Origin of the sequence: Paraburkholderia piptadeniae, from assembly GCF_900007165.1 — a bacterium.
Taxonomy (GTDB): Bacteria; Pseudomonadota; Gammaproteobacteria; order Burkholderiales; family Burkholderiaceae; genus Paraburkholderia; species Paraburkholderia piptadeniae.
Genome location: NZ_CYGY02000067.1, coordinates 146990 through 168666, shown reverse-complemented (window position 1 = coordinate 168666; position 21677 = coordinate 146990). Strand labels below are relative to the sequence as shown.

The 21677-nt window shown below is 63.6% G+C and carries 18 protein-coding genes; 13 read left to right on the top strand and 5 right to left on the bottom strand.

Annotated features, from left to right (window positions below):
• From BN2476_RS32575 to BN2476_RS32525, 11 genes are all read left to right on the top strand, one after another.
• Window positions 1-365: amino acid synthesis family protein (locus BN2476_RS32575; protein ID WP_143811094.1), on the top strand; the 365-nt coding region annotated here is incomplete at its 5' end.
• Complete coding sequence (locus BN2476_RS32570) at window positions 355-1251, top strand: alpha/beta fold hydrolase (RefSeq protein WP_087738302.1); 897 nt, start codon at window positions 355-357, stop codon at window positions 1249-1251. The genes BN2476_RS32575 and BN2476_RS32570, both read left to right, overlap by 11 nt.
• Window positions 1244-2236 (top strand): flavin reductase, encoded by a 993-nt coding sequence (locus BN2476_RS32565; protein ID WP_235851061.1) that lies wholly within the window; start codon window positions 1244-1246, stop codon window positions 2234-2236. Before BN2476_RS32570 ends, BN2476_RS32565 begins: the two co-directional genes overlap by 8 nt.
• Before the next feature lie 38 nt (window positions 2237-2274).
• On the top strand, window positions 2275-3318 hold the full coding sequence (locus BN2476_RS32560; protein ID WP_087738301.1) for an LLM class flavin-dependent oxidoreductase: 1044 nt from the start codon (window positions 2275-2277) through the stop codon (window positions 3316-3318).
• A gap of 27 nt (window positions 3319-3345) precedes the next feature.
• On the top strand, window positions 3346-4818 hold the full coding sequence (locus tag BN2476_RS32555) for an aldehyde dehydrogenase (RefSeq protein ID WP_087738300.1): 1473 nt from the start codon (window positions 3346-3348) through the stop codon (window positions 4816-4818).
• A gap of 33 nt (window positions 4819-4851) precedes the next feature.
• Window positions 4852-5166 carry an NIPSNAP family protein gene (locus BN2476_RS32550; RefSeq protein ID WP_087738299.1) on the top strand — a complete coding sequence of 105 codons (315 nt, stop codon included), beginning with the start codon at window positions 4852-4854 and terminating at the stop codon, window positions 5164-5166.
• Window positions 5167-5240: 74 nt separating this feature from the next.
• On the top strand, window positions 5241-6272 hold the full coding sequence (locus BN2476_RS32545) for an ABC transporter substrate-binding protein (protein WP_087738298.1): 1032 nt from the start codon (window positions 5241-5243) through the stop codon (window positions 6270-6272).
• A 62-nt stretch (window positions 6273-6334) separates the two neighbouring features.
• Window positions 6335-7219: an ABC transporter permease gene (locus BN2476_RS32540; RefSeq protein ID WP_087738297.1), complete on the top strand. Its 885-nt coding sequence runs from the start codon at window positions 6335-6337 to the stop codon at window positions 7217-7219.
• A 1-nt stretch (window position 7220) separates the two neighbouring features.
• Window positions 7221-8015, top strand: a complete 795-nt coding sequence (locus BN2476_RS32535) for an ABC transporter permease (RefSeq protein WP_087738296.1) — start codon at window positions 7221-7223, stop codon at window positions 8013-8015.
• A 14-nt stretch (window positions 8016-8029) separates the two neighbouring features.
• The gene (locus tag BN2476_RS32530) at window positions 8030-9127 is read left to right on the top strand and encodes an ABC transporter ATP-binding protein (RefSeq protein ID WP_087738321.1); all 1098 of its coding nucleotides are present in this window, start codon (window positions 8030-8032) and stop codon (window positions 9125-9127) included.
• Between the two features lie 8 nt (window positions 9128-9135).
• Window positions 9136-9843: a GntR family transcriptional regulator gene (locus BN2476_RS32525; protein ID WP_087738295.1), complete on the top strand. Its 708-nt coding sequence runs from the start codon at window positions 9136-9138 to the stop codon at window positions 9841-9843.
• A 32-nt stretch (window positions 9844-9875) separates the two neighbouring features.
• Here BN2476_RS32525 and BN2476_RS32520 read toward each other — a convergent pair whose 3' ends face one another.
• Window positions 9876-11441 carry a methyl-accepting chemotaxis protein gene (locus BN2476_RS32520; RefSeq protein WP_087738320.1) on the bottom strand — a complete coding sequence of 522 codons (1566 nt, stop codon included), beginning with the start codon at window positions 11439-11441 and terminating at the stop codon, window positions 9876-9878.
• 242 nt (window positions 11442-11683) lie between these two features.
• Between BN2476_RS32520 and BN2476_RS32515 the strand changes: the two genes are divergently transcribed.
• A complete protein-coding gene (locus tag BN2476_RS32515) occupies window positions 11684-12160 on the top strand; it encodes a RidA family protein (RefSeq protein ID WP_087738319.1) in 477 nt (158 codons plus the stop codon).
• Window positions 12161-12209: 49 nt separating this feature from the next.
• Here BN2476_RS32515 and BN2476_RS32510 read toward each other — a convergent pair whose 3' ends face one another.
• A complete protein-coding gene (locus BN2476_RS32510) occupies window positions 12210-15812 on the bottom strand; it encodes an indolepyruvate ferredoxin oxidoreductase family protein (RefSeq protein WP_087738294.1) in 3603 nt (1200 codons plus the stop codon).
• Between the two features lie 101 nt (window positions 15813-15913).
• Here BN2476_RS32510 and BN2476_RS32505 point away from each other — a divergent pair, with 101 nt between their 5' ends.
• Window positions 15914-16819, top strand: coding sequence for a LysR substrate-binding domain-containing protein (locus BN2476_RS32505; protein ID WP_087738293.1), 906 nt, complete (start codon window positions 15914-15916; stop codon window positions 16817-16819).
• A 15-nt stretch (window positions 16820-16834) separates the two neighbouring features.
• Here the strand turns inward: BN2476_RS32505 and BN2476_RS32500 are convergent, their stop codons facing one another.
• The 3 genes from BN2476_RS32500 to BN2476_RS32490 form a co-directional block, all read right to left on the bottom strand.
• Complete coding sequence (locus tag BN2476_RS32500) at window positions 16835-18277, bottom strand: MFS transporter (protein ID WP_087738292.1); 1443 nt, start codon at window positions 18275-18277, stop codon at window positions 16835-16837.
• A gap of 43 nt (window positions 18278-18320) precedes the next feature.
• Complete coding sequence (locus BN2476_RS32495) at window positions 18321-20285, bottom strand: aconitase family protein (RefSeq protein WP_087738291.1); 1965 nt, start codon at window positions 20283-20285, stop codon at window positions 18321-18323.
• A 94-nt stretch (window positions 20286-20379) separates the two neighbouring features.
• Window positions 20380-21273, bottom strand: coding sequence for a LysR family transcriptional regulator (locus BN2476_RS32490; RefSeq protein ID WP_087738318.1), 894 nt, complete (start codon window positions 21271-21273; stop codon window positions 20380-20382).
• Window positions 21274-21677 lie beyond the last annotated feature (404 nt).

Sequence of the window (21677 nt, the reverse complement as noted above, 5' to 3'; positions counted from 1 at the left end):
GCGACGCGATCGAGGGCTACGGCAAGGCGGCCATCGTCGGCACGTCGGGCGAAATAGAGCACGCGTCCGCGCTGATTCACACGCTGCGTTTCGGCAACCACTATCGCAAGGCCGTCGGCGCGAAGAGCTATCTGAGCTTCACGAATCTGCGCGGCGGCCCGAACTGCCCGATCTCGATTCCGCTGATGCACAAGCACGACGAAGGCATGCGCTCGCACTATCTGACCGTGCAGTTTTCGATCGTCGATGCACCCGCGCCCGATGAACTCGTGATCGCGCTGGGCGCATCGATTGGAGGCCGTCCGCATCACCGTATCGGCGACCGTTATCAGGATCTGAAGGAACTCGAATCCAATGAAGCCTGAACTGGCGCCCGAGCGGGCGGTGTCGCATGGCGAGGCCGCGGGCACGTGCTATAGCGTCTATGCGCCGCGCTCCGACGAAAGCGGCGAGACGGTCGTGCTGATCCACGGCGTGGGCATGAACCAGAGCGTTTGGGCGCCGCAGATCGACGCGTTGACGGCGTCGTTTCAGGTCGTCGTGTACGACATGCTCGGTCATGGCGACAGCGCGTTGCCGACGCCCGCGCCGACGCTCGACGAATACGCGGCGCAACTCGAAGCGCTGCTCGACACGATGCGAATCGGGCGCGCGCATATCGTCGGGCATTCGATGGGCGCGCTCGTCGCGCTCGAATTCGCGCTGACGCATCCGCAGCGCACGCTGAGTGTCGCGGCGCTGAACGCGGTGTACGACCGCACGCCCGCGCAGCGTGAAGCCGTCATGACGCGCGCCGCGACGCTGAACGACACGCCCGCCGATGCAGGCGTCGACGCGACGCTCTCGCGCTGGTTCGGCGATCCGATTCCCGTTCATCTGACGCAGGCGGCGCTGGCCGTGCGCGAGTTGCTGCTGTCCGTCGATCCCGTCGGCTATGCGCGCACCTATCGGCTCTTTGCCAGCTCGGACGATGCCCACGTCGGCCGCCTCGCGAGTCTCGCCGTGCCCGCGCTCTTCCTCACGGGCGAATGCGATCCGAACTCGAGCCCGTCGATGTCGCTTGCGATGGCTGCCGCCGCGCCGTTCGGGCGCGCGGAGATCATCGCGAACGAGCGCCACATGATGAACGTCACCGATCCGGCGCGCGTGAACGAAAAGCTGCTCGCGTTCCTCGCGGAAGCATCGGCGGCGAACCCGGCGCGAGCTTTCAACCCGAAGCACCGAACGATTCCTGGAGAACGCCATGACTAAGCGGGCCAATGAGCGGACCACTGCGCCGACCACCGAGCAAATCGCGGAACAGGCTTTCGACATCGGCGATTTTCGCCGCGCGCTCGGCGCATTCGTGACGGGCGTGACGGTCGTCACGACGATCCAGCCGGATGGCTCGCCGCGCGGCTTCACGGCGAATTCGTTCACGTCGGTGTCGCTCGATCCGCCGCTGATTCTCGTGTGCATCGCGAAGACGGCATCGAGCTACGAGGTGTTTTCGCAGACGCGCCGCTTCGCAGTCAGCGTGCTTGCCGAAGACCAGAAAGCGGTGTCCGGCGTGTTCGCCTCCAAGGCCACTGACAAGTTCGCGCAAGTCGTGTGGCACGCGCGCACGACGGGCGCGCCCGTGATGGACGACGCGGCCGCGAGCTTCGACTGCACGACGCATGAGGTCGTCGATGCCGGCGATCACATCATATTGATCGGACGTGTCGTCGATTTCGTTCATACGAGCTCGTCGCCGCTCGGCTATTGCCGGGGCGCGTATGTGAACTTCAGCCTGTCGCAGGATGCGTTGGCGGCGGCCGGTTCGCGCGCGCAAGTGGGCGCGATTCTCGAGCATCGCGATGGGCTCGTGCTGCTCGATACGCCGAAGGGATTGCAGTTGCCGACAGGCATCAAGCTCGAGCCCGCGAGCGATTCGGCGAGTCTGCGCGGCGTGCTCGCGAAGCTCGGTCTCGACGCGCATCTCGACTTCATTTTTGCCGTATTCGAATCGGGCAACGGACAGGCGCCGAGTGTACAAATCTACTATCGCGGCCGTGTGATCGACAGCGGCGCTGCGTGGATCGATAGCTCGATCCGCATCGTGCCGCTGTCGCAGATTCCGTGGGACGAATTGCGCGACGAGGCTGTGCGCTCGATGCTCGAACGCTACGTGCGCGAACGCAGCGAAGACGCATTCGGCATCTATGTCGGCGATACGGAAGCCGGCACGGTGCAGACGCTCGCGCTCGCTCATTGACCAGCGCAACTACGTTGCGTGGGACCGGAGAACACATCATGAAGTTTTCATTGTTTCTGCACATGGAGCGATACGACAACACGACGTCGCATCGCGAGCTGTTCGACCAGATGACCGAGCTCGTGCAGATCGCCGAGCGCGGCGGGTTCGAGACGGCATGGATCGGCGAGCATCACGCGATGGAGTTCACGATCGCGCCGAACCCGTTCGTCAATCTGTCGTATCTCGCCGCGAAGACAGAGCGCATTCGTCTGGGTACGGGCACGGTGATCGCGCCGTTCTGGCATCCGATTGCGCTCGCGGGCGAAGCGGGCATGGTCGACGTCGCGAGCAACGGGCGGCTCGATGTCGGCATCGCGCGCGGCGCGTACTCGTTCGAATACGAACGCCTGCTGCCGGGGCTCGATGCGATGGGCGCGGGCGCTCGCATGCGCGAACTGGTGCCCGCGCTGCGCAAGCTTTTCGAAGGCGACTACGCGCATCAGGGCGAGTTCTGGTCGTGGCCCAAATCGACGCCCGTGCCGCGTCCGATTCAGCAGCCTCATCCGCCGCTATGGCTCGCCGCGCGCGATCCGAATTCGCATGCGTTCGCGGTGGCGAACGGCTGCAATGTGCAGGTGACATCGCTGGCTTCCGGCGATGCCGAAGTCGTGAGCCTGATGGAGCGCTTCAACGCCGCGTGCGCAGCGCATCCTGACGTGCCGCGTCCGCAGGTGATGATGCTGATGCACACGTTCGTCGGCGCGAATGCAGCGGAAGTCGATGCGGCCGTCGAGGACCTCGCACGCTTCTATCGCTACTTCAGCAAATGGTTCAAGAACGAGCGCCCCGTCACACAGGGCTTCATCGAGCCGCTTACGGATGCCGACGTCGAGATGTTCCCCCAATACTCGCCCGAATCGATCCGCAAGAACCTCGTGATCGGCGAGCCGAAGCAGGTGATCGCGCGTCTCAAGGGCTATGAGGAACTGGGCTACGACCAGTACAGCTTCTGGCTCGACAGTCATATGAGCTTCGAGCGCAAGCGCAAGTCACTGGAGCTGTTCATCTCCGACGTGATGCCCGCTTTCGACAAGCATTGAGGCAATCCTCTCATTGGAGTGGCTGACATGGTCCAGCGGTTCCAGCAATACATCGACGGTGGATTCGAAGATGCGCGCGAGCATTTCGACAGCGTCGATCCATCGACGGGCGACGTGTGGGCGCGCATGCCTGCCGCGAGCGCGGAAGATGTCGACCGCGCGGTGCGCGCCGCGCATCGCGCGCTGAACGATCCGGCGTGGGCGAATCTGACGGCGAGCGCGCGCGGCAAGCTGCTGTACAGGCTCGCCGATCTAGTCGCGCAACATGCGCCGCGTCTCGCGGAACTCGAAACGCAGGACACGGGCAAGATCATTCGCGAGACGCGCGCGCAGATCGGCTATGTCGCCGAGTACTACCGCTATTACGCGGGCGTTGCCGACAAGATCCAGGGCGCGTGGCTGCCCGTCGACAAGCCCGATATGGAAGTGACGCTGCGTCGCGAGCCCGTCGGTGTCGTCGCGGGCATCGTACCGTGGAACTCGCAGCTTTTTCTCTCGGCGGTCAAGGTCGGGCCTGCACTCGCGGCAGGTTGCACGATCGTCCTCAAGGCATCGGAAGACGGCCCCGCGCCGCTGCTCGAATTCGCGCGGCTCGTGCACGAAGCCGGTTTTCCGAAGGGCGTCGTCAACATCGTGACGGGCTTCGGCAACGATTGCGGCCGCACGCTGACGAGTCATCCGCTCGTGTCGAAGATCGCGTTCACGGGCGGCCCCGAAACGGCGCGTCATGTCGTGCGCAATTCGGCGGAGAACCTCGCGGCGATGTCACTGGAATTGGGCGGCAAGTCGCCCGTGCTGGTCTTCGACGACGCCGATCTCGACAGCACATGCAACGCCCTCGTCGCGGGCATCTTCGCGGCGACGGGGCAAAGCTGTGTCGCGGGCTCGCGTCTCGTCGTGCAGCGCGGCATTCACGATGCGCTTGTCGAGCGTCTTGTCGCAAAGGCGCAGGCCATTCGCATCGGCAATCCGCAGGACATGGCGACTGAAATGGGACCGCTCGCGACGCGCCGTCAACTCGAACACATCGAGCGCGTGCTGCGCGCAAGCGTCGAAGCGGGCGGGCGTGTCGTCGCGGGCGGCAAGCAGCCTGATGGCGTGAGCAAGGGCAACTACTTCATGCCGACCATCGTCGATTGTCCGAATGCGCAAGTGCCGAGCGTGATGGAAGAGCTGTTCGGGCCGGTGCTCAGTGTCGTCACATTCGATACGGAAGCCGACGCGATCGCGCTCGCCAACGACACGCGCTATGGGCTCGCCTCCGGTGTGTTCACGCGCGATCTGACGCGCGCGCATCGTCTGACGCGTGCGTTGCGCGCGGGCATCGTGTGGGTCAACACGTATCGCGCGGTGTCGCCGATCGTGCCGTTCGGCGGATACGGCTTGAGCGGCCTCGGACGCGAAGGCGGCCTCGAAGCGGTGCTCGACTACACGCGCACGAAATCCGTCTGGATTCGCACATCGGATGAACCGATCGCCGATCCGTTCGTGATGCGTTGACCCGTCAACGCTCGCACAGACACAGGAGCCCGCATGTTCTACGAAATCCGCACGTACCGCATCAAGACGGGTGCCGTGCCTGCCTATCTGAAGCTCGTCGAGGAGGAGGGCATCGAGTTGCAGAAGCGGTATCTGGGTCAACTGGTCGGCTACTTCTTTTCGGAGGTCGGTCCGCTGAATCAGATCGTGCATATCTGGGCCTATCCGAGCCTCGACGAACGCGAGCGCCGTCGCGCCGCGCTCGCCGAAGACCGCGCATGGCAGGCCTTTGCGCCGAAGATTCAGGCGCTGATGGAAGAGATGGAAAACAAGATCATGAAGCCGGCGCGCTTTTCGCCGCTGACCTGAGAACCTGAGAGAGAGCGTCCGGCTGGCCGCCGTACACGTTGCCCCGATACAAAACGTATTCCATGGAGACAGACATGAGCAGCAGAAGCACTTCCTTTATCGCGCCGCTGGTCGCGCTGTGCGCGGCGACGCTGGTGTCCGCGCCCGTCCTCGCCGCGGACCCGATCGTCTTTACGAGCTGGGGCGGCACCACGCAGTCTTCGCAACAGAAGAACTGGGCGCAGCCGTTCACGCAGGCGACAGGCATCAACGTGCTGATGGACGGCCCGACCGACTACGGCAAGCTGAAAGCGATGGTCGACAGCGGCAACGTGAACTGGGATGTCGTCGATGTCGAAGGTGACTTCGCGTACGCCGCGCAGCAGGCAGGGCTGATCGAGCCGATCGACTATTCCGTCGTGAAGAAGGACGAGCTCGACCCGCGTTTCGCGACGCAGGCCGCAGTGGGCAGCTTCTACTACTCGTTCGTGCTCGGCTACAACAAGGCGAAGTACGCGGGCGCGCAGCCTTCGACGTGGGCCGATCTGTTCGATACGAAGAAATTCCCCGGCAAGCGCACGCTCTACAAATGGTCGGCGCCAGGCGTGCTCGAAATCGCGCTGCTTGCCGATGGCGTGCCGCCGAACAAGCTCTATCCGCTCGATCTCGACCGCGCGTTCAAGAAGCTCGACACGATCAAGAGCCAGATCGTCTGGTGGAGCGGCGGCGCGCAATCGCAGCAACTGCTCGCATCGGGCGAAGCGCCCATCGGCATGTTCTGGAACGGCCGCCTGCATGCGCTCGAACAGACGGGCGTGCCGGTCGGCATTTCATGGAACCAGAACCTGACGGCCGCCGACATGCTCGTGATCCCGAAGGGCGCGAAGCACAAGGCCGAGGCGATGAAGTACCTCGCCGCCGCGACCAGCCCGCAGGCCCAGGCGAAGTTCGCGACCGATACGGGCTATGCGCCGATCAACGTCAAATCGGCCGCGCTGATGTCGCCCGCGATCGCGAAGACGCTGCCCGATCAGTACAAGAGCTCGCAGATCAATCTCGACATGAAGTACTGGGCCGAGAACCGCGACGCCATCGCGAAGCGCTGGTACGCGTGGCAGTCGAAATAAGCGCGCGTTGCTTGAGCGTCGCCATGAGCGCCGTATAGTCATCGGAGTGGATGGGAGACACCATGCCTAATGTTCTGAGTACCGTCGCGCATCCGCCCGCGACGGCCACGCGCCGGCGGCGCGACTGGCGCAGTATCCGCCTGCTCGTGCCCGCGCTGTTGCTGCTCGTGATCTTCTTTCTGCTGCCGGTGCTGTCGCTGCTGCTGCGCAGTGTGATCGAGCCGACGCCGGGCTTGCACAACTACGAGCAACTGCTCGGCTCGACGACCTATCTGCGCGTATTCGGCAACACGTTTCTGGTGGCGACAGTCGTGACGGTCGTGACGCTCGCGATCGGCTTTCCGACAGCGTGGCTGCTCGCCATCGCGCCGCGCAAGCTGAGTTCGTTTTTGTTCGCGATTCTGCTGCTGTCGATGTGGACCAATCTGCTTGCGCGGACGTTCGCATGGATGGTGCTGTTGCAGCAGACGGGGCCGATCAACCGCATGCTGATGGCGCTCGGCATCATCAGCGAGCCGCTGACGCTCGTGAACAACCTCGTCGGCGTGACGGTCGGCATGACGTACATCATGCTGCCGTTTCTCGTGATGCCGCTGCACGCAACGTTGCGCAGCATCGATGCGTCGACGCTACGCGCGGCCGCGATCTGCGGCGCGAGCCGCTGGCAGGCGTTCTGGCGCGTGCTGGTGCCGCTCGCGATGCCAGGCGTCGCGTCGGGCGCGCTAATGGTGTTCGTGATGGCGCTCGGTTACTTCGTCACGCCTGCGCTGCTCGGCGGACCGTCGTACATGATGCTCGCCGAACTCGTCGCGCAGCTCGTGCAGGAACTGCTGAACTGGGGCCTCGCTGGTGCTGCCGCTTTCGTGCTGCTCACCGTGACGCTCGCGCTCTATGCGTTGCAACTGCGCTTTACGGGCGGTGCGCGCGCAAGCTTCGGAGGACGCTGACATGCTGCTCGATTTCGATCGTCTGGGCTCGCTGCGCTGGGTGCTGCTCGCCGTTGGCGCCGCCGTCGCGCTCTTTCTGCTGCTGCCGATACTGTTCATCGTCGCGCTGTCGTTCGGCGATTCGCAGTGGCTCATCTTTCCGCCGCCGGGCTGGACGCTGGAGTGGTATCGCCAGCTGTTCACCGATGCAGGCTGGCTCGACTCGCTGCTGACGAGCGCGAAGCTGGCGGTGATCGTCACGGTGCTGTCGGTGCTGATCGGCTTTCTCGCGTCGTTGGCGCTCGTGCGCGGCAAGTTTCGCGGACGCAACGCGGTGCAGGCGTTCTTTCTCACGCCGATGGTACTGCCCGTCGTTGTGCTCGCGGTCGCGCTGTATGCGTTCTTCCTGCGCATCGGGCTGAACGGCACGATCACGGGCTTCGTGATCGGCCATCTGATCATCGCGTTGCCGTTCTCGATTATTTCGATCAGCAACTCGCTCGCGAGCTTCGACACGGCGCTCGAAGACGCCGCGATGGTTTGCGGTGCGTCGCCGCTCGAAGTGAAGCTGCGCGTCACGCTGCCCGCGATCCGGCTCGGGCTCTTCGCTGCCGCGATCTTCTCGTTTCTTGCGTCGTGGGACGAAGTGGTGGTGTCGATCTTCATGGCTAGCCCGACACTGCAGACGTTGCCCGTGCGTATCTGGGCGACGCTGCGACAAGATTTGACGCCCGTCGTCGCGGCGGCGTCTTCGTTACTTGTCGGCCTGACGACTGTTTTGATGCTGGCGGGCGCGTTGCTGCGCCGCGCGCGATAACCGAGGTGAACGACATGACTGCATTCCTGCAAATCCAGCGCCTGCGCAAAACGTACGACGATGTCGTCGCCATCGATCAGGTGTCGCTCGATGTGCGCAAGGGCGAGTTCATGACCTTTCTCGGGCCGTCGGGCTCGGGCAAGAGCACGACGCTCTACATCGTCGCGGGCTTTCAGGAGCCGAGCGAAGGGCGCGTGCTGCTCGACGGCAAGCCGCTGCTTTCCGTCGCGCCGAACAAACGCAATATCGGCATGGTGTTTCAGCGCTATACGCTGTTTCCGCATCTGACCGTGGGCGAGAACGTCGCGTTTCCGCTGCGCGTGCGCCGCCGTCCCGATGCCGAGGTGAAGGCGAAAGTCGACAAGATGCTCGCGCTCGTGCATCTGTCCGAGTGCCGCGACCGGATGCCCGCGCAACTGTCGGGCGGACAGCAGCAGCGCGTCGCGATTGCGCGCGCGCTCGCCTACGATCCGCCCGTGCTGTTGATGGACGAGCCGCTTTCCGCGCTCGACAAGAAGCTGCGCGAGGAAATCCAGCTCGAACTGCGCCGCATCCATCAGGAGACGGGTGTCACGATTCTCTATGTGACGCACGATCAGGAAGAGGCGCTGCGCCTGTCGGACCGCATTGCGGTGTTCAATAAAGGGCGCATCGAGCAGGTCGGCACGGGCGAAGAACTGTATTCGAACCCTGCGTCGCGCTTCGTCGCGAGCTTTATCGGCAATTCGAATTTCCTGCCGGTGCGCTTGAGGTCGAACAACGATGGCGTGATGAACGGCGTGTTTCCGAACGGCCACGAAGTGGCGTCGGGTGCGTTCAATCCCGCGCTGACGCCGGGCGACGATGGCACGCTGATGATTCGCCCCGAGCAGATGCGCATTCGCTCGCTGCACGAAACGCGCAGCGCAGCGAATGCGGCGAGCCTGCCCGTCACCGTGCGCGACATCACGTATCTCGGCGATGCGATGCACTACGCCGTTGCAACGCCGTGGCAGCAGGAGATTTCGATTCGCATGCCGGCGGGGCATCGACATGACAGCGGGCTCGCGATCGGCACGCAGGCGCTCGTCGACTGGGATGCACGCGATGTGCGTCTGTTTGCTCAGGCTTGACGGTTGCGATGAGTGACGCGCTGCCCTCGCTGAAAGTCGAACGCCGCACGACGACGTTGCGCGAACTCGCGCTGGAGAAGATGCGCACCGCAATTCTCGACGCGCATTTTCATCCGGGCGAGCGGCTCATCGAGCGCTCGCTATGCGAGGAGCTCGGCGTGAGCCGGACGGTAGTGCGCGAAGTATTGCGCCACCTGGAGACAGAAGGGCTGGTCGATTCGATACCGAACCAGGGGCCGATCGTCGCGATACTCGATCTCGATACCGCAGCGGAGATCTACGAAATCCGCGCGTTGCTGGAGGGCGAGGCCGCGATGGCCTGTGCACGGCACGCCGACGAAAGCACGTTTGCGGAGCTGGCGGCTTGCATCGACAAGATCCAGCGCGCGTTCGATACGCAAGATCACCAGGCCGTGCGCGCATTCACGACGGCGTTCTACGAGCGCATGTTCACTGGGGGGAAGAAGGCGGTAGCGTGGGATATCGTGCAGTCGCTGACCGCGCGTATCAACCGGCTAAGAGCATTGACGATCGCATCCGACGATCGCGGGCGCCAGGCGGTCCAGGAAATGCGCCGGATGCTCGCCGCCATTCGCGCGCGCAAGCCGATGGAGGCACGCGAGGCCGCGATTGCGCACGTCGAAAGAGTGGCCGAGATCGCGCGTCATTTGCTGTGCGAAGGGCAGGAAAAAGCGTCATGGAGGCGCGCCGGATAAACCGTGNNCACGGTTTATCCGGCGCGCAGGCGTCAGGCGAATGCCTCTTCGCGAAGCCGGAACTGCGCCACCGCGTCGTTGAGCCGCCCGCTCTGCTCCTCGAGCGAGAGCGCCACGGCTGCCGCCTCCTCGACGAGCGCCGCGTTGCGCTGCATCGTCTGCTCCATTTGCGTGACCGTGGTGTTCACCTGCTCGATGCCCGAGGACTGCTCATCGGACGCGATGCTGATTTCGCTCATGATCGTATTGACGCGCTCGACGGCGGCGACGAGCTCGCCCATCGTCGAGCCTGCCAGCGCGACGAGGCCGCTGCCGTCGTCGACGCGCCGCGCGGAATCGCCGATCAGCTCCTTGATTTCCCTCGCGGCCGACGCGCAGCGCTGCGCGAGTCCGCGAACTTCGGTCGCGACGACCGCGAAGCCGCGTCCCTGCTCGCCTGCGCGCGCGGCTTCGACGGCCGCGTTCAACGCGAGGATGTTCGTCTGGAACGCAATGCTCTCGATGACGCCGACGATGCCCGAGATCCGCGCGGAGCTTTCGGAGATCGCGGACATCGTTTCGACGACGCGCTGCATCGCCTCTCCGCCACGCGACGCGATGTCGGCGGCGCCCTCGACGTAGGTGCGTGCATCGCGAGCGTTGTCCGCGTTCTGGCGCACGGCCGCCGTCAGCTGCTCCACGCTCGCCGCGGCCTGCTGTAGCGATACGGCTTGCTGCTCGGTGCGCGCCGACAGGTCGACGTTACCGCTCGCAATCGCGCGAACGTCGCCGACGATCGTCTCGGTGCTCGCGCGCACCTGCTTCACGGTATCGATGAGGCCCGCCTGCATCTGCTCGAGCGCGTTCAGCAGCCAGGCCATTTCGTTTTCGCGGGAAATGACGACAGTGCCCGTCAGGTCGCCTTTCGCGATCTTCTCGAAGTGGTCGACGGCCAGAGAGATCGGCTCGACGATCGCCTTCGCAAGCGCGCGCTGCGCAAAGAAGCCGACGACGAGCGCGAACGCGGCCACCGCGCCCATCGCCCAGACGATCCGGTGGAAACGCGTGGCGGCCGCGTCGTAGCGGGCCTTTTCTCGCGCGACCTGGAACGCTTCGAGCGCGCCGATCGCATTCTGGTACGCAGCGAACAGCGCGGGCGGCGCGTCACGCTGCGTGCTGAGGAAATTGAACGCATCGTCGTGATCGAGTTGGGACAGCGCCTTCAGAAAGACCTGGTCGAGCAGGGCCTGGCGGTTGTGCTGGAGCGTGTCGAAAAGCGATTGCTCTTCGGCGGCGCGCGGGTGCAGGCGCGAGTAGGCCGCCAGTTCGTCGTTGCTCTGCGTAAGAAGCGTGTGGACTTGCGCGATCCCCTCCTTGGCGGACTGGCCGGCACTGATGATCTGCGCAACGTCGCTCAGGCGCTCGCGCAGGACGAGCATGCGCTCGGAGCTGGTCTTGAGGTGCAGCAGCGAAGCAGTGTCGTCGCGGTACATCGCCTCGAGCGAAGCATTGCCGACATAGAGGCCAGCGATGCACGCACCGACCACCAGCACGAGCAGTACGGTATAGCCGGCGATTGTCGCGACGAGTCCGCCGCGGATAGTCAGTTGTTTTCGCACGAGACGTCCCCTGGCCGGCGGCCGGGCGCGGCCATCGGCGGATGTGTTTTCCGGATCGCGAAAGACGGGTGCCGTCTTGCAACGCGTGGCGATCCTGGGTTGCGAACACATTAACGACAGGGTGGATGGAAAGGTTTTGCGTGCAGGCGACGCGGATATGGCGGATTGCGACACACGTCGTATGGGACAAACCCAAAGCACTCAACTATCCTTACGCTTTCGACAGCGTCGGTGAAAGTGCCATGACGAGAGACGACAAGTTGCGACAGGTCGCGGCCGAGTTCGGATTTGATCCGGACGAGGAAATCAAGAAGGGCGGAAGGTACACGCCTGTTTTGATCGATGGAAACTCGGCCTACATTGCTGGCCAGATTCCGCGAGTGGGAGACGTGGTGCGCTTCGTGGGCGTGGTGGGCGAATCCGTCTCGCTGGACGACGGGCGCCGTGCAGCAGCGACTTCGACGCTCCGTGCGCTGTCTCTGATCAAGAAGAGTTGCGGAACGCTCGATGCCATATTGGCGGTGCCGCGCATCACCGTTTTCGTGCGAAGCGCGCCGGACTTCACGATGCAAAGCGAAGTCGCCGATGGCGCATCCGACGTCTTGTATGCGGTGCTTGGCGATGCCGGCATGCACACTCGCACGTCTGTTGGCGTGTTGCAATTGCCGAAAGGCGCGTCGGTGGAAGTGGATTTTATTTTCAGCGTGCGGCCTGTGTAGCCGTCGGCCAGCACCGTGTCGCTGGCCTCGGCATCCAGACATGCACCTCTCATGCGCATGCAGTCGATTGTTCCGGCGTCAGGTACTCTCGCAGCAAACGCTCCTTCTTGTTTGCCGCTGCCCGGACATTACGCTCCTTGACGTGACCGAACCCGCGTATGTCATCGGGCAGGTTGGCCAGTTGCAGCGCCACAGGGAGACGTTTGGCATCGAGCGTCGCACAGAACTCATCGACGAGCTCAATGTATTCGGCGATCAGTTGACGCTCGCCGCGCCGCTCAGCGGTTCGTCCGAACACATCGAGTGCCGTGCCGCGAAGTCCCTTCATCCGTGCGAGCACGCGAAAAGCGGGCAGTATCCACGGGCCGAAGCGCTTCTTCTGCAAATGCCCGTGCTCATCGCGCTTCGCGAGCAAGGGCGGCGCAAGGTAGAAACTCAGCTTGTAGTCGCGTCCCGGTACACCGTCGAACTGCTGACGCAGTTTCTCCATATAGGCGGGGTCGGCGTAAAGACGAGCGACTTCGTATTCATCCTTGTATGCCATGAGTTTCGCGAGGTTCACGGCGACCGCTCGCGTAAGCGGCAGTTTCGAGTTACCGGCGATCTCCGTTTCCTTTGCACGAATCCCGTCGATCACGCGGCGATAGCTTCGCGCGTACGCTGCGTTCTGGTAAGCGGTCAGCAACGCTTCTCGCGCTGCGATCAGCGCGTCGAGCGATTCGGGCATCTGCACAACGATTCGCTGAGGCGCGACAGCCGGCTTGATCATCGCCTGAACGGCGGCATTGCCGTGATGCGCGACATAGCGTCCCCAATTGAACGCCTGCCGATTCTTCTCGATCGAAACACCATTGAGTTCGATCGCACGCACAAGGCTCGCCAGTTCCAGCGGCAGCCAGCCTTTCTGCCATGCAAAGCCAAGCAGCAGCGGATTGCTGTAGATCGTGTCGCCAAGCAGCGTGAGCGCAAGTGCGTTGGCGTCGATGAACGCGCAGCCGTCTCCAATGCTCTCGCGTAGTTCGGCTTCCGTCTGCGTTCCCGGGAAGGTCCACTTCGGGTTCTTGACGAAGTCTGCGGTCGGCGTGGCGCCGCTGTTGATCGCGGCGAATGTCACGCCATGCTGCGTGCGAGACAGCACGTCGTTCGACGCTGAAACGATCGCGTCGCAACCGATCACGAGCCGCGCTTCTCCCGTTGCGATGCGTGTCGCGTGCAGTGCTTCGGGCGCGGACGCGACCTGTACATGGCTGAGAACAGCGCCGCCTTTTTGCGCGAGACCGGCCATATCGAGCACAGTGACGCCCTTGCGTTCGATATGCGCCGCCATGCCGATCAATCCGCCAATCGTCACGACGCCCGTGCCGCCGACGCCCGTCACGAGAATGCCATACGGCCTCGCGAGCGCGGGCAACGATGGCAGCGGCAGCGCATCGAAATCGGGCTTGCCGCTTCCCGTGCCGGCAGCAAGCGGCGCTTGAGGCTTGCGAAGCTGCGCGCCTTCAGCCGTCACGAAGCTCGGGCAAAAGCCCTTCACGCACGAAAAGTCCTTGTTGCACGACGACTGGTTGATCTTGCGCTTGGTGCCCAGCGGCGTGTCGAGCGGCTCGACGGACAGGCAGTTGGACTGCACCGAGCAATCGCCGCACCCTTCGCAAACGGCATCGTTGATGAACGCACGGCGCGCCGGGTCGGGATACGTGCCGCGCTTGCGGCGGCGCCGCTTTTCGGTCGCGCAGGTCTGGTCGTAGATCAGCACGGTCGTGCCGGGCATGTCGCGCAACGTGCGCTGAACGGAGTCCAACTGATCGCGGTGATGAACGTCGACGCCGGCGGGCAGCACGATGCCCGAGTGATATTTCTGCGGCTCGTCGGTGACGATGACGATCCGCTTTGCGCCCTCGGCGTGGACCTGATGCGCGATCTGAGGCACCGTGAGCACGCCGTCGACAGGCTGGCCGCCCGTCATCGCGACGGCATCGTTATAGAGGATCTTGTACGTGACGTTCGCATTCGCCGCGATCGCCGCGCGGATCGCGAGCAGCCCGGAATGGAAGTAGGTGCCGTCGCCGAGATTGACGAATACGTGCTTGTCGCCGGAAAAGTGCATCTGGCCGAGCCACGCCACGCCTTCGCCGCCCATCTGGCTGAAGGTTTCCGTCTTGCGGTCCATCCACATCGACATGTAGTGGCAACCGATGCCCGCGAGCGCGCGCGAGCCTTCGGGCACATTCGTCGACGTGTTGTGCGGGCAGCCGGAGCAGAACCACGGCTTTCGCTCGACGGACACGCGGGGCTTCGCGGCTTCGCGTTCTTTCGCCTCGATGATCGCCACGCGTGCGAGCATCCGCGCGCGCACGTCCTCGGGCAAATCCGCACGCGCGAGCCGACGTGCAATGCCCTTCGCGATCAGCGCGGGCGACAGCTCGTAATGCGCGGGCAGCAGCCAGTCGCCGCGCGGCACGGACCATTCGCCGCCTTCGTTGTCGCGCTCGTCGAACTTGCCGTAGATCTTCGGGCGAACATCCTCGCGCCAGTTGTACAGTTCTTCCTTCAACGCGTATTCGAGAATCTGGCGCTTTTCTTCGACGACGAGTATCTCTTCGAGCCCCGTAGCGAATGCACGCGCGTCCTGCGCGTCGAGCGGCCACACGCAACCCACTTTCAACAGACGCAAGCCGATCTGCGCACACGTGTCGTCATCGAGGCCAAGGTCGCTCAGCGCCTGGCGCACGTCGAGATAGGCCTTGCCCGCCGTGATGATGCCAAAGCGCGGCTTCGGCGAGTCGATGACCACACGGTTCAGCTTGTTCGCGCGCACGTAGGCGAGGGCCGCATACCATTTCTCGTCCAGCAGCCGGGCTTCCTGCGCGAGCGGCGCATCGGGCCATCGGATGTTGAGACCGCCGGCAGGCATCGTGTAGTCGGTCGGCGTGACGATCTCGACGCGTTCCGGATCGAGATCGATCGACGCGGTGGACTCGATCACATCCGTCACGCATTTCATCGCGACCCATAGGCCCGAGTAGCGGCTCATCGCCCATCCGTGCAGGCCGTAGTCCAGATATTCCTGCACGTTCGCCGGATAGAGCACGGGAATGCCCGCCGCGATGAACGCATGCTCGGATTGATGAGCGACGGATGACGATTTGGCCGCGTGGTCGTCGCCTGCCAGCACGAGCACGCCGCCACGCGCATCGCTGCCTGCGGAGTTCGCGTGCTTGAACACATCGCCCGTGCGGTCGACGCCGGGGCCCTTCCCATACCACATGCCGAACACGCCGTCGCGCGTCGCGCCCGGCCACAGGTTGATCTGCTGCGTGCCCCATACGGATGTCGCGGCCAGATCCTCGTTGACGCCAGGCTGAAAGACGATGTCGTTTGCCTGCAGATGCTTTTTCGCTTTCCACAGCGACCGATCGAGCGCGCCGAGAGGCGAGCCGCGATAGCCCGAAATGAAGCCGGCCGTGTTCAGGCCCGCTTTCAGGTCGCGAGCTTTTTGCAGCATCGGAAGACGTACGAGCGCCTGCGTGCCGCTGATGTACACGCGGCCTTTTTCAAGCGTGTACTTGTCGTCGAGCGTCACAGGCGCGACGGGTGTTTCGATGGCCAGGTCGGACTGGTCGGGCGTGGCGGCTAGATCGGGCGCATTCATGGGGGCTGTCTCCGGCGGAATCGTGATTTTTCCGCCGAGTATAGAAAGCCGAATTGCTATCGTAAAATCACAAATAGACAATTCTGGTATTCGAAAATCAGATGGCGTTCGATCTCACACTCCGGCAATTGCGCTACTTCGTGGCGGCGGCGCAAACAGGCCAGTTTTCGATGGCGGCCGCCAACGAGCACGTGTCGCAATCGGCGATCACCAATGCTGTTCTCGCGTTGGAGAGCGGTCTTGGCACGCGGCTGTTCGAGCGGCTGCCGCAGGGCGTCGCGCTCACACCGGATGGCCAGGACTTTTACAACCACGCGAGGCGCGTGCTGGACGCGGCGCGCGATGCGATCCACAAGCCGCCGTTCCGTTCGCACGACATGCGCGGCACCGTGCGGATCGCCGCGTCGTATACCGTGCTGGGCTATTTTCTGCCGGAACTGCTCGCGCGTTTTCGCGCGACCTATCCGTTGATCGAGTTCGATCTGCGCGACATGGAGCGAGCGGATATCGAAAGTGCGGTACTCGCTGGCGACATCGAGATCGGCGTGGTGCTGCTTTCGAATGTCGAGAACCTCAACCGATTCGGCAAGCACGTGCTGATCCGCTCGCGGCGGCAGCTATGGGTCGCGCCGACGCACCCGCTCGCGCAACTCGATGCACCGTCGCTGAAGGACATTGCGGCGCATCCGTACATCCTGATCACAGTCGACGAAGGCGAGCAATCGACGTTGCGCTACTGGAAGAAGAAACGCATCGAGCCGAATATCGCGTTTCGCACGAGCTCGATGGAAGCGCTGCGCGGACTGGTTGCCCACGGCTTCGGCGTGACCGTCCTCTCGGATATGGTTTTCCGCCCGTGGTCGCTGGAGGGCAAGCGTATCGAAGCACGTCCGATTCTGGATACCGTTCCGCAAATGGATGCGGGCATGATCTGGCTGAAGGGCGCGCGACTGAGTGGACCAGCGACTGCGCTACAGCAGTTTCTGATCCACGCATGCGGCGGATGAACGGCGATGCGCCGCTCAGTGTGAAATGCTCTCGAGCGATTTGCCGAGCGTGCGCGGACCCATCAGGCCGATCGCGACGATGACGAGCGTCATTGCGCCCGCGATGAAAACGAACACCCCTGTCACGCCGAATTCCTTCAGCGTGAACGCGATAACGAAAGAACTGAATACGGCCGAGAGTCGGCTCCACGAATAGACGAAGCCCACTGCGCGTGCGCGGATCGCGGTCGGATAGAGTTCCTGCTGATACGTGTGATAGGTGAACGAGATGATGTTGCCGGCCAACGTCAGCAAAACACCGAGCGTCACGATCGCGACCGCCGACGCCACCTGGCTGAACAGCAAGCCGCTGACGATATTCAGCGCAGCCATGCAGACGATCACATGCTTGCGCTCGAAGCGGTCGGCAATCCAGTAGCCGAGCAGTGGCCCGAGCGGCGCCGCGAGGCCGATGACCGTCGTGTACAGCAGGCTCGACGTAACCGTGATGCCTTGCTTGACGAGCAGCGTCGGCACCCAGTTCGCGAAGCCATAGAAGCCGACCGTCTGGAAGATGTGGAAGACGATGAGCATCACTGTGCGCTTGCGATACGGCGGTTTCCACATATCCGCGAAGCCGGCCTTGCGGGGCACGGGGTCGGACGGTCCCGGTTCGGGCAGCGGCCGCCCGTACTCGCTCGCGACTTTTTCTTCGAGACGTGAGAGCACTTCGTCGGCTTCGCGAATCCGTCCTTTGTTCGCCAGCCAGCGCGGACTTTCCGGCAGGTTGCGCCGGAAGTACCAGATAAAGAGCGCGCTGATACCGCCGAGCAACACGACCCATCGCCAGCCATCGACGCCGAACGGCGCGTTCGGTACAAGCAGATAGGAAAGAAACGCAACGACAGGCACAGCCGAGAAGCCGAGTGTCTGACATATGGCGAAAGCCCTGCCACGCAGATGCTTCGGGGCAAGCTCGGACATGTAGGTGCCGATCGTCACCAGCTCGACGCCGATGCCCATGCCCGAAACGAAGCGCCAGAAATTCAGGCCGGTCGCGGTGTCCTGGAAGGCCATCACGGTGTTGGCCGCTACGTACCACAACAAGGACCACGTGAAGATCGCTCTGCGGCCGAAACGGTCGGCAAGAAACCCGCAAGCGACGGTGCCGAGAAACAGTCCGCAAAAGAGCGCGGCGATGAAGCTCGCGACGCCCGATGTGCCGAACAGGCCTGATGTCGTCGACGTGAGAATGCCGCTCTTGACGAGGCCCGGCGCGACGTAGCCGGTAAAGAGAAGATCGTATAGCTCGAAGAAGAATCCGAGGCTGAGTAGCACGATCAGCTTCCAGACGGCGCGTGTTGCAGGCAGCCTGTCCAGACGCGCGGAAATTGCGCCTGTGTCGACGGCGGAAGCTGTTTCGGCTAGCGCGGGATGATCTGCGGCGCGCAGTTGTGACGCGCCCTCCAGCATGGCCATGTTTGTCTCCAGTATCGTAGTTGTATGTCTTGCGAGCGAACCGTCAGGCCCGCTGCGCGTGCGCCTTCAATTCATCGAACGAAGCGATATGGCCGGCGAGCGCGCTGGCCACCACGGTCGGCGGACTCGCGAGCCAGACCTGGCCCGGACCCGAGCGGCCCGGGAAATTGCGGTTGATCGCGCTGATCGTGACCTGGCTCGCGTCCACGGAAGCGCCCGGACCGCAATTGGCGCAGGCCCCGCATGACGGTTGCAGAAGGATGGCACCCGCTCGCTCGAATGCCTCGATGTAGCCGCGCCGCACGCAGTAGTCCCTGACGTCCGATGTGCCGAACTGAAGATACAGCTTCACGCTCGACGGGACGCGCAGGCCACGCGCGGCAGCCCATGCGAGGACTTCGTGATAGTGGTCGAAGTCTTCGCGCTTGCCGGCGGTGCAAGAGCCGCCATAAGCGATATCGACGCGCGGGCGTTCCGCGAGATCGCGCAGCGCGACGCCGTTGCCCGGATCGCCGGGTGAGGCGAGCATCGGCGAGATGCCCGTACAGTCGATCTCGATCACCTCGGTGTAGCTTGCGCCCGCATCGCTGCGCATCCACGCTTCGATCACGAAGTCGAGGCCGCGCCGCGCCTTGAGAAAGCGCACGGTTTCTTCGTCGGGCGCGACGATGCCGGTCAAGCCGCCGAGTTCGGCCGTCATGTTCGTCAGCGTCGTGCGTTCATCCGTCGTCAGTTGCGCGATGGCGGAGCCCGCGAACTCGAACACTTTGCCGACGCCTGCGCCGGCGCGGATTCTCGGGTCGGCGAGCAGATGCAGCGCCAGGTCCTTCGCCGTGACGCCGGCTGGAATGGAACCGTTGAAATCGACACGCAGCGACTGCGGCACGGTCATGCGCACTGCGCCGGTGACGAACGCATTTGCCATATCGGTGGTGCCGACGCCGAACGCCACGCACCCGAGCGCGCCGCTATGCGGCGTGTGCGAATCCGTGCCGACGATCAACTGGCCGGGCAGCGCGTAGCGCTCGGCCATCATCGCGTGCGAGATACCTTCGGAGCCTTCGCTGAAGCGCCCGTCGATCTCGCTGAGATAGCCGTGATTCTTCAGCCCATGGTCTTGAGCGAATTGCCTGTGCGCCGCGGACAGTTCGTTGACGTCAGGCAGCAGACCGTTTCTGATGTGAAGCTCGCTCTTGTGCGAATACGAGAGGTGGTCTTCGAAGGTGAGAATGGTTTCCGGCTGATGCAGCGACAACGGCTTGCCGAACGTCGCATGCAGCATGTGTGTCGCCATGCCGGTGTAGTACTCGTGGATGAAGCGCCAGTCCGCGCGCACGAAAACGCCGGAGCCGGGCGCGAGCGATGCGCCCGTTCCTTCTGTGCGCAGCGCGTGGCGCTCGATGATTTTCTGCGCGAGCGTGCGCGGCTCGCCATCGACGGCGCGATCTGCGACCCCGATATGCCGCATGTGCCGCGCGCCATAGCGCAGCAAGCCGCCGCTTCTGAGAATCGCTGCCGACAGCGTGTCGCGCGATGCGACGAGTTCCTCGATGTCGATCGGCTCGCCGCGCCGGATGCGCTCGATCAGCCCAAAATCGGTCGACGTGAAGAGTCCGAGGTTGTCCGCGTTCTGACGATAAATCCGTTCGAAGCTCCTCGCGATCACGAGCCGGATGCCCGCGCGATATTCCGCGAGCGGACTATGCTCGCGCGACGATCCTTTGCCGTACCGGTTGCCCGCGACTGTCACGCAGAAACGGCCGTTGCGGATCGCGTCGGGGCCGATGGGATTGCGTCCTCCCGTGCGAAAGCCGAGATAGGGGAAGCGGCCGAGACGCTCGTCGAAGCGGGTGAGCACGCTCATCGGCGTGATCTCGTCGGTCGAGACGTCGTCTCTCAGCGTGCCCGCTGTCGCCTCGGTCAGATCGAGGCCGTTGAGTTGCCGCTCGACCCGTTCCGGGTCCTGGCAAAGAAACAATATCCGGCCCGTCAATTCCAGTTTCGCCATCCGATTTCTCCTTGAACGGAAATCTAGACGGCGGCGCGAACAGGCAAGAAGTGCTCGATGAGCAAAGGGGGCATCGCAAACCGCGATGTCCTCGTTAACCCTCGGCGTGCGTCAGCGAGTCGATCAATGCCTGCACGGCCTTCAGACGCGAAGACTTCCTGAGCGCATGAACCCGCAGGCTGCGACGTGCCGCCCATGGCTCGTCGAGCGGGCGGCGCACGAAACCGTGCGATCCGGCGAACGCGGACGCGGCACTCGTCGGCACAATGCCAATGCCGAGTCCCGCTTCGACCATCCGGCACTGCGCGTCGAAGCTGTTGACCGTCACGGCCAGCTTGAGCGGCGTGCGAATGGCGTCGGCGCGCTCGTTGATGATCTGATCGAGCGAGCCGCCTGCCTGAAGGGCGACAAGCGGAAAACGGATGACATCGCTGAACGTCGGCGCATCGAGAGAGGCTAGTTCATGATCGAGCGGCAGCACGACCATCAGCGGATCATCGGCGAAGTGCCACGAATCGAGGCCACCCGGTATCTTGCCGCTCGCGCAGATGCCGACGTCGGCGCGGTCGTCGACGCACGCGCGGATCACCTCATCGCTGATCTGTTCCGTCAATGCGATCTGAACAAGCGGGTAGCGGGCCTGAAACGCCTTCAGCCGCTCGGGCAGGAAGCCGACGATCGCCGATGCATTCGCATACAGCCGCACGATGCCGGCGACCTCGCCGCTGAGCGACTGTACCTCGCGTGCCAGCGATTGCAACTGATCATGCAGTGACACTGCGCGCGCGAAGGCGTGACGGCCGGCCTCCGTCAGCTCGACACCTGACGGAGAGCGGATCAGCAAGGTAAGGCCCATCGCGGTTTCGAGATCCGCGATGCGCCGGCTGAGCGCCGAAGGGGCGATGTGATTGCGGCTGGCCGCGCGAGCAATGGAGCCCTCCTGCACCACGGAGATGAACAGCTCCAGGCTGTATGGATCGATTCGCACGCCGCCCGAATCCTTGTCGAGTTTGATGGCTTGTCGTACGGGCACATCGAAGCAGTGCGTCAGCGCATTTTTGCGCAAAGCCCGTTTTCACACCCACGGGTGCTTCGATAGCCCGACAGCGGCAATAGTAGCAGCCGTGCTTATGCGATCGCAGGCGGCCGCTGTTCAGCCGCTAGCGCTTATGTCCGTTACGGAGTGGCGATCGCCACGGGTCTTTCGTTCGTCATTTTTTGCCTTCTGAGGACGCTGCTGCGATATGAAAGTCACTTCTACGGCTTGCTCCAAACCTGTTTCCAGCACATGAGGAACGTACCGCGAGCGTCCCTCGATACGGCTCCTTCGACCGGGCACGCGGAGCCCGTTAGCGCGGGGCCGTAGTGTGCGACTTCTCTGTCGGCGTCGGC

Coding starts and splice junctions, on each gene's coding strand:
- BN2476_RS32570 (WP_087738302.1), top strand. CDS start 355: ATGAAGCCTGAACTGGCGCCCGAGCGGGCGGTGTCGCATGGCGAGGCC.
- BN2476_RS32565 (WP_235851061.1), top strand. CDS start 1,244: ATGACTAAGCGGGCCAATGAGCGGACCACTGCGCCGACCACCGAGCAA.
- BN2476_RS32560 (WP_087738301.1), top strand. CDS start 2,275: ATGAAGTTTTCATTGTTTCTGCACATGGAGCGATACGACAACACGACG.
- BN2476_RS32555 (WP_087738300.1), top strand. CDS start 3,346: ATGGTCCAGCGGTTCCAGCAATACATCGACGGTGGATTCGAAGATGCG.
- BN2476_RS32550 (WP_087738299.1), top strand. CDS start 4,852: ATGTTCTACGAAATCCGCACGTACCGCATCAAGACGGGTGCCGTGCCT.
- BN2476_RS32545 (WP_087738298.1), top strand. CDS start 5,241: ATGAGCAGCAGAAGCACTTCCTTTATCGCGCCGCTGGTCGCGCTGTGC.
- BN2476_RS32540 (WP_087738297.1), top strand. CDS start 6,335: ATGCCTAATGTTCTGAGTACCGTCGCGCATCCGCCCGCGACGGCCACG.
- BN2476_RS32535 (WP_087738296.1), top strand. CDS start 7,221: ATGCTGCTCGATTTCGATCGTCTGGGCTCGCTGCGCTGGGTGCTGCTC.
- BN2476_RS32530 (WP_087738321.1), top strand. CDS start 8,030: ATGACTGCATTCCTGCAAATCCAGCGCCTGCGCAAAACGTACGACGAT.
- BN2476_RS32525 (WP_087738295.1), top strand. CDS start 9,136: ATGAGTGACGCGCTGCCCTCGCTGAAAGTCGAACGCCGCACGACGACG.
- BN2476_RS32515 (WP_087738319.1), top strand. CDS start 11,684: ATGACGAGAGACGACAAGTTGCGACAGGTCGCGGCCGAGTTCGGATTT.
- BN2476_RS32510 (WP_087738294.1), bottom strand. CDS start 15,812: ATGAATGCGCCCGATCTAGCCGCCACGCCCGACCAGTCCGACCTGGCC.
- BN2476_RS32505 (WP_087738293.1), top strand. CDS start 15,914: ATGGCGTTCGATCTCACACTCCGGCAATTGCGCTACTTCGTGGCGGCG.
- BN2476_RS32500 (WP_087738292.1), bottom strand. CDS start 18,277: ATGGCCATGCTGGAGGGCGCGTCACAACTGCGCGCCGCAGATCATCCC.
- BN2476_RS32495 (WP_087738291.1), bottom strand. CDS start 20,285: ATGGCGAAACTGGAATTGACGGGCCGGATATTGTTTCTTTGCCAGGAC.